The following is a 13,067-nucleotide window of genomic DNA, read 5'->3' on the forward strand; positions in this document are numbered from 1 at the left end:
GAGATTTATCCGAAGTGGTTATTCAACTCATTCCCGTGTTCTGCACAAAGCTATCCACAGAAAACGTGAATAAGATCGCCGATAAATGGGGGTGTCTGTTTATAACTTGGCTAATCTCTGTGAGTTATCCTGTTTTTATTCCGCCTGCGGCCCGCTATCCAGTGGTTTACCGCCTGTAAGGAGTGTGAAACAATCAGGCTATTCAAATTTAGCTTTGAGGTAGTCCAGTGATCGATGATGATGGCTACCGCCCGAATGTTGGTATCGTAATCTGTAACAGGCAAGGACAAGTGTTGTGGGCCAGGCGCTTTGGACAGCACTCCTGGCAATTTCCTCAGGGAGGCATCAATCCGGGTGAAACTGCTGAACAGGCGATGTATCGCGAACTGTTCGAAGAAGTGGGTTTACACCGCAAAGATGTTCGAATACTTGCTTCAACCCGAAACTGGTTACGCTACAAGTTGCCAAAACGTTTGGTGCGTTGGGACACAAAGCCGGTGTGTATCGGCCAGAAACAAAAGTGGTTTCTTCTGCAGTTGATGTGTAGTGACGCGGAAATCAATGTGCAGCACAGCAGCACGCCGGAGTTTGATGGTTGGCGCTGGGTTAGCTTCTGGTATCCGGTACGTCAGGTGGTCTCTTTCAAGCGCGATGTTTATCGCCGCGTAATGAAAGAATTCGCGGGCGTAGTGATGTCTATGCAGGAGAGTGCGGGGCAGCGTAATAACGCCGCCCAACGACGTAAAAGAGGATAGGCCACGCCCTTTATGCTCACTCAGTTACGCGAAATTGTAGAGAAAGTGGCGAGTGCTCCACGTCTGAATGAAGCACTCGACATTCTGGTAAACGAAATTTGCCTTGCGATGGAAACCGAGGTTTGCTCGGTTTATCTCGCCGATCACGATCGTCGTTGCTACTACCTGATGGCGACACGCGGGCTAAAAAAGCCGCGTGGTCGTACGGTCACGCTGGCGTTTGATGAAGGTATTGTTGGCCTTGTTGGACGCTTAGCTGAGCCGATCAACCTCGCCGACGCGCAAAGCCATCCCAGCTTCAAATACATTCCTTCTGTTAAAGAGGAGCGCTATCGCTCCTTCCTCGGCGTCCCGATTATCAGCCGTCGCCAGCTGCTTGGCGTGTTGGTTATCCAGCAGCGCGAACACCGTCAGTTTGATGAAAGCGAAGAGTCTTTCCTCGTCACGCTCGCCACGCAAATGGCGGGCTTGCTGTCGCAGTCGCAGCTCGGTCAACTGTTCGGCCAATTCCGTCAGACGCGGGTAAAAGCCATTGCCGCTGCGCCTGGCGTGGCGGTCGCGCCGGGTTGGGTGGATGAAACCCAACCGCTGCTCGATCAGGTTTCTGCTGCCTCCACGCTCGACGTGCAGCGTGAACGCGAGCGTCTGGTGCTGGCGATGGGCGAGGCCGGCAACGAATTCCGCCGCTTCAGTAAACGCTTTGCTGCCAGCGTGCAGAAAGAGAGCGCGGCGATCTTCGATCTCTATTCGCACCTGCTTACCGATGCGCGCCTGAAAAAAGATCTGTTTGATGAGATCGAGCGCGGATCGGTAGCCGAGTGGGCAGTGAAAACGGTGATCGAGAAGTTCGCCGAGCAGTTCGCCAACTTGCAGGATCAATATTTACGCGAGCGCGCCGGCGATCTGCGCGTGCTCGGTCAACGTCTGCTGTTCCACCTCGATGATTCGCTGGTCGGCACCAATGCCTGGCCGGAACGCTTCGTGTTAGTCGCCGATGAACTCACCGCCACCACGCTGGCTGAATTGCCGCAGGAGCGTCTGGCGGGCGTGGTCGTGCGCGACGGTGCCGCCAACTCGCATGCGGCGATTTTGACGCGCGCAATGGGCATTCCCACCGTGATGGGCGCGGATATCCTGCCGGCGCAGCTCAACAAACGCTTACTGATTGTTGATGGCTATCGCGGCGAAGTGCTGATCGATCCGGAACCGGTGCTGGTGCAGGAGTATCAGCGTTTGATCAGCGAAGAGAACGCGCTGAGCAAAATGGCCGAAGGCGTGGTCGAGCAGCCCGGCGAGCTGAAAAGCGGTGAGCGCATTCAGGTGATGCTGAATGCCGGTCTCAGCCCGGAACACGAGCAGGCGCTGGATAACTGGGTGGATGGCATCGGTCTGTACCGCACCGAAATTCCGTTCATGCTGCACAACGGCTTCCCGTCCGAAGAGGAGCAGGTGGCGCAATATCAGGGCATGCTGCAGCTGTTCTACGACAAGCCGGTGACGCTGCGTACGCTGGATGTCGGCGCGGATAAACAGCTGCCGTATATGCCAATCAGCGAGGAGAATCCGTGCCTTGGCTGGCGTGGCATTCGCTTAACGCTCGATCAGCCTGAAATCTTCCTGGTGCAGGTGCGCGCCATGCTGCGCGCCAACGTGGCGTCTGGCAACTTAAGCATTCTGCTGCCGATGATAAGCCACATCGACGAGATCGATGATGCGCGTCGTCTGATCGATCGTGCTGGCCGCGAAGTGGAAGAGATGCTCGGCTATGTGATTCCTAAGCCGCGCATTGGCATCATGATTGAAGTGCCGTCGATGCTGTTTATGATCCCGCATCTGGCGGATCGCGTGGATTTTGTCTCCGTCGGCACCAATGATTTGACGCAATATTTGCTGGCGGTCGATCGTAACAATACGCGCGTAGCGAACCTGTATGATTCGCTGCATCCAGCGATGCTGCGGGCGCTGCATACTATCGCCAGCGAAGCCCGCCAGGCCAAACTGGAGCTCTGCTTGTGTGGTGAAATGGCCGGTGATCCCATGTGTGTCGCACTGTTAGTGGGCATGGGATATCACCATCTCAGCATGAACGGCAAGAACGTACCGCGGGTGAAATATCTGCTGCGTCATCTCGACTTTGAAGAGGCGCAGAAGCTTAGCGAGCATGGGCTGGCTGCGCATACCGCCTCGGAAGTGCGCCATCTGGTCTCCACCTTTATGGAGCGCCGTGGTTTAGGTGGTTTGATTCGCGGCGGGCGTTAACGGTTACATCTTCGCGACCTGTGTTAAACGTGGCTGTGCTATTATGCGCGGCCTTTTATTATGTGAACCCTTAGCCAGACCCGTTTCAGGGCAGAAAAAAACAGTGGTGAAAGATGACTGACGGCTACATTTCGTTTCCCCAATTCGATCCGGTAATTTTCTCTATCGGACCGGTTTCGCTTCACTGGTACGGCTTGATGTATCTGGTGGGCTTTGTATTTGCCATGTGGCTGGCGACGCGACGCGCCAACAAACCTGGCAGCGGCTGGAAAAAAGAGGAAGTGGAAAACCTGCTGTATGCGGGCTTCCTCGGCGTATTCCTCGGTGGACGTATCGGCTATGTGTTGTTCTACAACCTGCCGCTGTTCCTGGAAAATCCGCTTTATCTGTTTAAGGTCTGGGATGGCGGCATGTCGTTCCACGGCGGCCTGATTGGTGTGATTGTGGTGATGCTGATTTTCGCACGCCGCACCAAGCGTACTTTCTTCCAGGTAGCGGATTTCATTGCACCGCTGATCCCTTTTGGTTTGGGTGCCGGTCGTCTCGGTAACTTCATCAACGGCGAACTGTGGGGCCGCGTGGCACCTGATTTTAAATACGCGATGTTATTCCCGGGTTCACGTAGCGAAGATATCGCGCTGGCGGCCAATAATCCGCAGTACCAGGAGTTGCTGAACACCTACGGCGTGCTGCCGCGTCATGCGTCACAGCTGTATGAGCTGTGCCTCGAAGGCATCGTGCTGTTCATCATTCTCAACCTATTTATCCGCAAGCCGCGCCCAATGGGCAGCGTCTCGGGCCTGTTCCTGATTGGCTACGGCGCATTCCGCATTATCGTGGAGTTTTTCCGCCAGCCGGATGCGCAGCTTGGCCTGTTTGAAGGCGGCGTCAGCATGGGACAGATTCTGTCGATCCCGATGATTCTGGCCGGTGTGATTATGATGATCTGGGCGTATCGTCGTCGCCCGCAGCAACAAACTCGTGAGGTAAAATGAAACAGTATCTGGACCTAATGCAACATGTGCTGAATGAAGGCGCAGAAAAGGCCGACCGTACCGGCACCGGCACGCTCTCCATCTTTGGCCACCAGATGCGTTTCAATTTGCAGGACGGTTTTCCGCTGGTCACTACCAAGAAAGTGCACCTGCGCTCCATCATTCATGAGCTGCTGTGGTTCCTGAAAGGTGAGACCAACATCGGTTATCTGAAAGAGAACAAGGTCACCATCTGGGACGAATGGGCAGATGAGAACGGCGATCTTGGTCCGGTGTATGGTAAGCAGTGGCGCAGCTGGGGCAGCGCCTCGGGCGAAGAGATTGATCAAATCAGTAAAGTGATTGAGCAGTTGAAGCGTGACCCGGATTCGCGCCGCATCATCGTCTCGGCGTGGAACGTGGGCGAGCTGGATCAAATGGCGCTGGCACCTTGCCACGCCTTCTTCCAGTTCTACGTGGCGAACGGCAAGCTCTCTTGCCAGCTGTATCAGCGTTCGTGCGATATCTTCCTTGGTCTGCCATTCAATATCGCCAGCTACGCGCTGCTGGTGCATATGGTGGCGCAGCAGTGCGATCTCGAAGTGGGCGATTTTGTCTGGACCGGTGGCGATACCCATCTGTACAGCAACCATTTAGAGCAAGCACGCCTGCAGTTGACGCGCGAACCGCGTCCGTTGCCGAAGCTGGTGATCAAGCGTAAACCGGCCTCGATCTTCGATTATCAGTTCGATGATTTCGAGATTGAAGGTTACGATCCGCATCCAGCGATTAAAGCGCCCGTCGCAATTTAACGCCACTCTAGTAGGGTCGCCATTCATGGCGACCTCTCCTCAACCAAACCTCAATCCTGAACCCGCCTCACAAAACGCTGTATCCCACTGCACACCTCAACCGATTCCCTGCGCAACGTTTCCCAACGCTGATTTCCCTCGCTTGTTCAGCCTCATGCCGCTGGGCACATTATCCGCCATGAACAGAAACGATAACCACGGCTTCACCTTGCCCGAACTGCTATTAGTGATGGTGATCGCCGGCATACTCAGCGTTGGCGCGCTGCAAGGTTGGCAGCGCTGGCAGCAGTATCAACAGCTGCGCGACAGCGTACTGCAACTGCAGGGATTTCTGCTGCGCCTGCGCGCCCATGCAAACTGGCACAATCGCGATCTAACGCTGTGGTTACAAAGCGGTGAAAACGGTTGTCTGGGCGCGGGACCGAAACCTGCAGAAGGCTGCGCATTGCCCTCGCGCTGGTTATTTAAACCGCCGCACGACAGTGTGCGCATTGTCGCCATTACCGGTGACATTGGTTTTTATGGTCGGCGTGATGTTGCGCGTCCCGGCAGCATTGATCTCGCCAGTGCGGCGGGGCGCTGGCGCTTAATCATCTCCGCCAGAGCGCGCATCCGTGCCTGCCAGCCGGGAGAAAAAGGATGCGAATAGCGCAACGTGGATTCAGCATGCTGGAGATGCTGATTGCCATGGCGATAGGCGCGGTACTGATGGTCAGCGTTGGGCGGTTTTTACCGCTGCTGCTGGAGCAAAATCTGCGCCTGCAACAGCGCGTGCAGTTGCAGCAAGAGCTGCAGCAGATCGCCAATACGCTGCAAAAAGCACTGCGTCGTGCCGGCTATTGCCACGGCCAGTGCAGCGGTTCGGCGCTAACGATCGCCGCCAGCGGCAGCTGCGTTTTACTGCGCTGGGATGAGAACAGCAACGGGCGTTGGGAAGGCGTGGGCCACAGCGAAAGTGACTATTACGGCTATCGGCTGCGCAGCGGACAGCTTGAAATGCAGCGTGGCGTGGATGAGTGCAATAGCAGCGGCTGGGAGAAACTCTCCGATCCGGCGTTTCTCACCATCGATGTCTTCAAGCTTGAACGACAGGGAACGCGTCTGGTGCTGCAACTGGCGGGACACGCCAACAGCCAAAGCGTGGAGCTGGAAAACTGGATTGAAGGAATCAATCTGTGAAGCAGCGCGGCAATAGTACGCTGGGCATGGTGCTGATGATGTTACTGATGGGCGGATTGACGCTACACGCCACGCGAACGCAGCTTTCGCAAAGCATGATATTAGTGGCTGACGAGCAGCTGCACAGTCAGGATTTCTGGCAGGCGCAGGCGGCGTTGGAGTGGGGCAGCGTACAAAACTGGCCGCAGGCCACCGGCTGGCAATGTCAGCAATGGACAGCAGAACAGTGGCAAAGCTGCCTGCTACGTATGGAGGATGACAATGCGCTTTTATCGGGACATGGAGAAGGGCGCGTGCTGTGGCTCTATCGTTGGGTATCAATCCCCAACACGCAACCACAGTCGCAAGCGCATGGCTGGATCGATTACTGTCCGCTGTCGCAGCCGACGCTGTGCCAGCCAGAAGCAGCAGGGTTTTAGCCTTGCGGAAACGCTGGTGGCGATGCTGTTGCTGGCGATGACCATCAGCACGTTGCTGCAATATCATCGCGCGCTGGCGCTGGGTTTCAGCCAGCAGTGGCAGCAGCGTCAGGCGTGGCGTGTTGCCGGTCAGGCGTTGCTTGGACGTGAGGTTGAGGGCTGGCAGAGTCAGCGCCAGCAGCAGAGCCTGGCGGGCGGCTGCACGCTGGAACGCGTCACGGTTACGGGGCCACAGCAGCGTTCCGCCTCACTGGCGCAGCTCAATTGCCACTAGCGGTAGGCATCGCAGGTGATAAACGGTAGAGTGGCTCGGCTGCGTTGTTGTCTTGTGTTTAGGAGAAATATGTTCCGGGTCTATCACTCAAATCAGCTTAATTTGTTGAAAGAAATCACGGAAACGCTGATTAAAAGTAAACCGCTGACTGATCCACTCGCTTCAGAGCAAGTATTGGTACAAAGCCCGGGCATGGCGCAGTGGCTGCAAATGGAACTAGCGAGCGATTTTGGTATTGCCGCTAATATTGAGTTTCCATTGCCCGCCAGTTTTATCTGGAACATGTTCGTCAGGGTGTTGCCTGATATTCCTGAAGAGAGCGCCTTTACCAAAGCCAGCATGAGCTGGAAGCTGATGCATCGCTTGCCAACTTTGCTGGAGCAGGATGCATTCCAGCCGCTGCGTCACTACCTCAATGATGACGACGACAAACGCAAGCTGTATCAGCTCAGCGCCCGCGTTGCTGACCTGTTTGACCAATATCTGGTGTATCGCTCGGACTGGCTTAACAGTTGGGAGCGCGGAGAGCTAATTGATGGCTTAGGTGAATCGCAGCATTGGCAGGCGCCGCTGTGGCGGGATTTGGTTAAGTTTACCGAGAGCCTGGGCCAACCGATGTGGCATCGCGCCAATCTCTATGCACGCTTTATCCAAAAGCTGGAACAGGCGCAAACGCCGCCGCCGGGTTTGCCGCAACGCGTATTTATTTGCGGTATTTCCGCGCTGCCGCCGGTCTATCTGCAGGCGCTAGAAGCGCTGGGTCGGCACATTGATATTCATCTGTTATTCACTAATCCCTGCCGCGAGTATTGGGGCGATATTCAGGACTATGCTTTCCTCGCTAAGCTGCAAAGCCGTAAACGTTCACGCATTTATTCTGACGAAACTCGTCAGTTATTTAGCGATCCGAAGACAGCCCCTGCGCTGTTTAACGATCTTGGTGAACAGCAACTGACGAATCCATTGCTGGCATCCTGGGGTAAGTTGGGGCGAGATAATCTCTTTTTACTCAGCCAGATGGATTCAGCAGATTATGACTTTGAGTACTTTGAAGAAGTCCCTCAAGACAATCTGCTACACAGCTTGCAAGCGGATCTGCTCAATCTGGACGATAGAGCGGTCATTGGCCTTAATGCGGGAGAATTGGCGAACAGCGCCGAGAAACGCCTGCTTGATCCTGAAGATCGTTCCATCACGTTGCAGGTGTGCCACAGCGCCCAGCGTGAAGTTGAAGTGCTGCAGGATCATCTGCTCACGCTGATGGAGGCCAATCCCGAACTCAAGCCGCGTGACATCATCGTGATGGTGGCGGATATCGACAGCTACGCCCCTTTTATTCAGGCCGCTTTTGCCAGCGCGCCGAGCGAACGCTATTTGCCGTTCGCCATTTCCGACCGCCGCGCCAGTCAGGCGCATCCGGCGATTCTGGCGCTGCTCAGCTTGCTGTCGCTGCCTGAAAGTCGCTTTGCCTCCGAAGATGTGCTGGCGCTGCTTGAGGTTCCCGCATTGGCGCAGCGCTTCTCGGTGGATGAAAGCGGGCTGCGACTGCTGCGCCGTTGGGTGATGGAATCCGGCATTCGCTGGGGATTGGATGATGCCAGCGTGGAAGCGCTGGCGCTGCCGGTAACCGGACAACACACCTGGCGCTTCGGCCTGCAGCGCATGCTGCTTGGCTATTCGCTGGAGAGCCGCAACGGTGACTGGCAAGGTATTCTGCCGTATGACGAGTCCAGTGGTTTGATCGCTGAGCTGGCGGGTCATCTGGCTGAACTGCTATCGCGACTGGAAGAGTGGCGTGCGCGTCTGGCAGAAGAACGCACGCTGGCAGAGTGGCAGCCGCTGTGCCGTGAGCTGATTGAGTGCTTCTTTAGCGGAGACGCCGAAAGTGAAGCCGCGCTACTGCTGGTGGAAACCCAGTGGAAACAGATTATCGAACAGGGCATGCAGGCGGCGTATCAACAGCCGATTCCGGTTACGCTGCTGCGCGATGAGCTGCGTTCACGCCTCGATCAACAGCGCATCAGCCAACGTTTTCTCGCCGGACCCATCAACTTCTGTACGCTGATGCCGATGCGTTCGATTCCCTTCAAAGTGGTGTGTTTGCTGGGCATGAACGATGGCGTCTATCCGCGCACTTTAGCACCGCTGGGTTTCGACCTGATGCAGCAACAGATGCGCAAAGGCGACCGTAGCCGCCGCGACGATGACCGCTATCTGTTCCTCGAAGCGCTGATCTCGGCGCAGCAGCAGCTCTATATCAGCTACATTGGCCGGGCGATTCAGGACAACACGGAGCGCTATCCATCGGTATTAGTGAGCGAGCTAGTAGATTATCTGGGACAAAGCTTCCGGTTGCCGGGTGATGAGGCACTTGAACCCGATATCAGCGAGCAACGCGTGCGCGAACATCTGCAAAAGCTGCATAGCCGCATGCCGTTTGCCGCAGAGAACTTCCAACCGGGCGCACCCGGGCAAAGCTTTGCTGCGGAGTGGCTGCCAGCGGCCAGCGGCAGCGGCGTGGCACAGCCGGATTTTGTGCAGCCCTTGCTGCCAGCACCGTTAGAAACCTTGTCGCTGGAGCAACTGCTGCGCTTCTGGCGTCATCCGGTGCGCGCCTGGTTCCAGCAGCGCTTGGGGGTGGCTTTCTGGATGGAAGAGAGTGAGCTGCCCGACAGCGAACCGTTCGCGCCTGATAGCCTCGAACGCTACCAAATCAACGCCCAATTGCTGAATACGCTGGTCAACGGTGACGATCCGGCGCAGCTGTATGCGCGGCATCGCGCGGCAGGCAATCTGCCTTATGGCGCGTTCGGGGAACTTTTCTGGCAGAGCCAGACCGAAGAGATGCAGGAAGTGGCCGCCGAGGTGAGCGGCCAGCGCCAGCCCGCCGAAAGTTGGGAAATCAATCTAACGCTCGGCGCAGTGCAATTGACCGGTTGGCTGACGCAGGTGCAAGCTGATGGCCTGCTACGCTGGCGTCCGGGCGTGTTGAATATGAATGATGGTCTGCTGCTATGGCTGGAGCATCTGGTGTATTGCGCGTTGGGCGGCAGCGGTGAGAGCCGCATGTACGGGCGTAAACAGAGTCACTGGCGCTTCGCGGCGCTGCCTGCTGAACAGGCGCTGTCGCTGCTAAATGAATATGTTTCGGGTTATCAGGCCGGTTTAGTCCAGCCGCTGATGCTGCTGAATAAATCCGGCGGTGCCTGGCTGGAAGCCAGCTTTGATAGCAAGTCTCTCCAGCTGCTGGAAGACGAAGCAACGCAGAAAAAGGCACTTAACAAATTGCTACAAGCCTGGCAGGGTGGTTTCCAGGTGGAAGGCGAGGGCAGCGATCCCTATCTGCAGCGCCTGAGTCGCTCATTGGATGATGAAGCCGTGCAGGCGATTACTGCCGCCGCACGCCAATGGTATTTACCGGTGCGCCTGGCGCATCAAAATGATGAATAGCAAGGGAATACAGCCTCGTTTGGGGTTGTTCCTGACACGATAAGAAAGTTTGTCTATTTCACCGCTGGGCACACAGCCAGCGGAAAAGGGTAACGTAAGGGGTTTAAATGCGGATTTACGCACGCTGGATTGGAGCGCTGCTGCTGAGCACGTTAGCGCTGAATGCCTTTGCCGATACCGATCGCGGCTGGCAACCCATCAATGACACCATTCGTAAAAGCGATCACGATCCACGTAGTTACCAGGCGATTACGTTAAACAACGGCATGACCGTGCTGCTGGTCTCGGATGCCGAGGCACCGAAATCACTGGCGGCGCTGACCTTGCCGATTGGTTCGCTGGACGATCCTAATCAGCAACTGGGTCTGGCGCACTATCTCGAACACATGGTGTTGATGGGTTCAAAGCGTTATCCGCAGCCTGATAATCTCGCCGAATTCCTGAAGAAAAATGGCGGCAGCCACAATGCCAGCACCGCGTCGTATCGCACGGCGTTCTATCTGGAAGTGGAAAACAGTGCGTTGCAGCCTGCAGTCGATCGTCTGGCCGATGCGATTGCTGAACCGCTGCTCGATCCGGTTAATGCCGATCGTGAGCGTCATGCGGTCAACGCAGAACTCACCATGGCTCGATCGCGCGATGGCTTGCGCATGGCGCAGGTGGGCGCAGAAACCCTCAATCCCGCGCATCCTGGCTCGCGCTATTCCGGTGGCAACCTTGATACGTTGAGCGATAAGCCGGACAGCAAATTGCATCAGGCGCTGACCGACTTTTATCACAGCCATTATTCCGCCAATCTGATGAAGGCGGTGATCTACAGTAACAAGCCGCTGCCCGAGATGGCCGACATTGCGGCACAAACCTTTGGTCGGGTGGCTAATCATCAGACCACCGTGCCAGAGATTGACGTGCCGGTGGTGACCGACGCGCAGAAGGGCATCATTATCCATTACGTGCCCGCTCAGCCGCGCAAGCAGTTAAAAATTGAGTTCCGCATTCCGAACAACAGCGGCCAGTTCCGCAGCAAAACCGATACGCTGATCAGCTACATTCTCGGCAATCGCAGTAAAAACACTCTCAACGACTGGCTGCAAAAGCAGGGGCTGGCGGATGGTGTCAGCGCCGGTGCTGACCCGATGACCGAGCGCAACAGCGGCGTCTTCGCTATCAGCGTTTCGTTAACCGACAAAGGTCTGGCGCAGCGCGATGAAGTGGTCGCTGCGGTGTTCAATTACCTCGATATGCTGCGCAGCAAAGGCATCAGCAAAGAGTACTTCGATGAAGTCTCCCACGTGCTGGCGCTGGATTTCCGTTATCCATCAATTACCCGCGATATGGATTACATTGAGTGGCTGGTGGATACCATGCTGCGCGTGCCGGTTGAACACACGCTGGATGCGCCTTATCTGGCCGATCAGTTCGATCCCGCCGCAATCAAAACGCGTCTCGATGAGATGACGCCGCAGAACGCGCGTATCTGGTACATCAGCCCACAGGAGCCGCATAACAAAGAGGCCTACTTTGTGAATGCGCCCTATCAGGTGGACAAAATCAGCGATGCCCAGTTCAGTGACTGGCAGCAACGTGCCGCGCAGCTTCAGCTGTCGATGCCCACGCTGAATCCCTACATCCCATCGGATTTCGCCATCATTCCCTCCGATGGCAAAACCTACGATCATCCGGTCGCACTGACCAATGGCGACAGCATGCGCATTTACTGGATGCCAAGTCAGCAGTTTGCCAGTGAACCGAAAGCCGCTATCACCCTGGCGCTGCGCAACAAATCGGCGATCAGCGATGCGCGCCAGCAAGTGCTGTTTGGGTTAAATGACTATCTCTCCAGCCTGGCGCTGGATGAATTGAATTCGCAGGCCTCGGTTGGCGGCATCAGTTTCTCCACCGGGGAAGATGATGGCATCGTGTTTAGCGCCAGCGGTTTTACCCAGCGTTTGCCGGAATTGCTGAAAAAGCTGGTGGAAGGTTACGCCACCTTTACGCCGGATCAGCAGCAGCTGGAGCAGGCCAAATCCTGGTATCTGGATCGACTGGAAGCAGCAGAGAAGGGCAAAGCGTTTGAGCAGGCGATTCAGCCGATGCAGATGTTGTCGCAGCTGCCTTACACCCAACGTGAAACGCGCCGCAAACTGGTGAAGGACATCACGCTGAAAGAGGTTACCGATTACCGCGATGCGCTGATTCATCATGCAACGCCGGAGATGATGGTGGTGGGTAATCTCTCTGGCGATCGCGTGAAACAGCTCGGCAATGAGCTGCAGCAGCAGCTGCAGAGCGATGGCCACGGCTACTGGCACAGTGATTATGTGTCGGTGGATAAAGCGATCAAGGCCAACCTGCAAAAAGCCGGCAGCAGCACCGATTCTGCGCTGGCCGCGCTGTATGTGCCGTTGGGCTATAGCGAATATCAAAGCATGGCCAACAGCACCATGCTGAGCCAAATCGTCCAACCCTGGTTCTACAACCAGTTGCGTACCGAAGAGCAGCTCGGCTACGCGGTGTTTGCATATCAGATGCCGATTGGTCGCCAATGGGGCATCGGTTTCCTGCTGCAAAGTAACAGCAAGCAACCGGCGTTTTTATTGCAACGTTTCCAGGCGTTTTATCCGCAGGCGGAACAGCGTCTGCGCAGCATGAAAGCGGAAGATTTTGCCCAGTATCAGCAGGCGCTAATTAACGATATGAAGCAGCGCCCGCAAACGCTGGATGAAGAGGCGAACCGCTTTAACCGTGACTTTAAACGTCAGAACTTTGCTTTCGATACGCGTGAAAAAGCGATTGAGCAAATCCAGCAGCTGACGCCAGCTGGTTTGGCCGACTTCTTCCATCAGGCGGTCTTAGCACAAACAGGCATGGCAATGATTTCGCAGATTGGCGGCAGCCACGATGGCGCGACCAAAGATGACTACGCACAGCTGCCGGACTGGACT

10 protein-coding genes are annotated in these 13,067 nt (G+C 56.0%); all 10 read left to right on the forward strand.

What is annotated here, in order from left to right:
* Window positions 1–227: 227 nt before the first annotated feature.
* Window positions 228–755: an RNA pyrophosphohydrolase gene (gene rppH / locus RTY00_RS00675; protein WP_007890933.1), complete on the forward strand. Its 528-nt coding sequence runs from the start codon at window positions 228–230 to the stop codon at window positions 753–755.
* A 12-nt stretch (window positions 756–767) separates the two neighbouring features.
* Window positions 768–3,014: a phosphoenolpyruvate--protein phosphotransferase gene (ptsP, locus tag RTY00_RS00680; protein ID WP_008109260.1), complete on the forward strand. Its 2,247-nt coding sequence runs from the start codon at window positions 768–770 to the stop codon at window positions 3,012–3,014.
* A gap of 113 nt (window positions 3,015–3,127) precedes the next feature.
* Entirely contained in the window at window positions 3,128–4,009 is an 882-nt protein-coding gene (gene lgt, locus RTY00_RS00685; protein ID WP_008109262.1) for a prolipoprotein diacylglyceryl transferase, read from the forward strand.
* Complete coding sequence (thyA, locus tag RTY00_RS00690; protein ID WP_176973571.1) at window positions 4,006–4,800, forward strand: thymidylate synthase; 795 nt, start codon at window positions 4,006–4,008, stop codon at window positions 4,798–4,800. The genes lgt and thyA overlap by 4 nt, the downstream gene beginning before the upstream one ends.
* Before the next feature lie 178 nt (window positions 4,801–4,978).
* Window positions 4,979–5,449, forward strand: coding sequence for a prepilin-type N-terminal cleavage/methylation domain-containing protein (locus RTY00_RS00695; RefSeq protein ID WP_312663098.1), 471 nt, complete (start codon window positions 4,979–4,981; stop codon window positions 5,447–5,449).
* Window positions 5,440–5,979 carry a prepilin peptidase-dependent protein gene (locus RTY00_RS00700; protein ID WP_312663099.1) on the forward strand — a complete coding sequence of 180 codons (540 nt, stop codon included), beginning with the start codon at window positions 5,440–5,442 and terminating at the stop codon, window positions 5,977–5,979. The genes RTY00_RS00695 and RTY00_RS00700 overlap by 10 nt, the downstream gene beginning before the upstream one ends.
* The gene (locus RTY00_RS00705) at window positions 5,976–6,398 is read left to right on the forward strand and encodes a DUF2509 family protein (RefSeq protein ID WP_312663100.1); all 423 of its coding nucleotides are present in this window, start codon (window positions 5,976–5,978) and stop codon (window positions 6,396–6,398) included. The genes RTY00_RS00700 and RTY00_RS00705 overlap by 4 nt, the downstream gene beginning before the upstream one ends.
* A gap of 16 nt (window positions 6,399–6,414) precedes the next feature.
* Window positions 6,415–6,672 (forward strand): prepilin-type N-terminal cleavage/methylation domain-containing protein, encoded by a 258-nt coding sequence (locus RTY00_RS00710; RefSeq protein ID WP_312663102.1) that lies wholly within the window; start codon window positions 6,415–6,417, stop codon window positions 6,670–6,672.
* A 69-nt stretch (window positions 6,673–6,741) separates the two neighbouring features.
* Window positions 6,742–10,122: an exodeoxyribonuclease V subunit gamma gene (gene recC / locus RTY00_RS00715; protein ID WP_312663103.1), complete on the forward strand. Its 3,381-nt coding sequence runs from the start codon at window positions 6,742–6,744 to the stop codon at window positions 10,120–10,122.
* A gap of 107 nt (window positions 10,123–10,229) precedes the next feature.
* The coding region (gene ptrA, locus RTY00_RS00720) for a pitrilysin (protein WP_312663104.1) at window positions 10,230–13,067 on the forward strand (2,838 nt) is incomplete at its 3' end.

The organism is Pantoea sp. CTOTU49201, from assembly GCF_032054795.1.
Lineage (GTDB): Bacteria > Pseudomonadota > Gammaproteobacteria > Enterobacterales > Enterobacteriaceae > Pantoea > Pantoea symbiotica.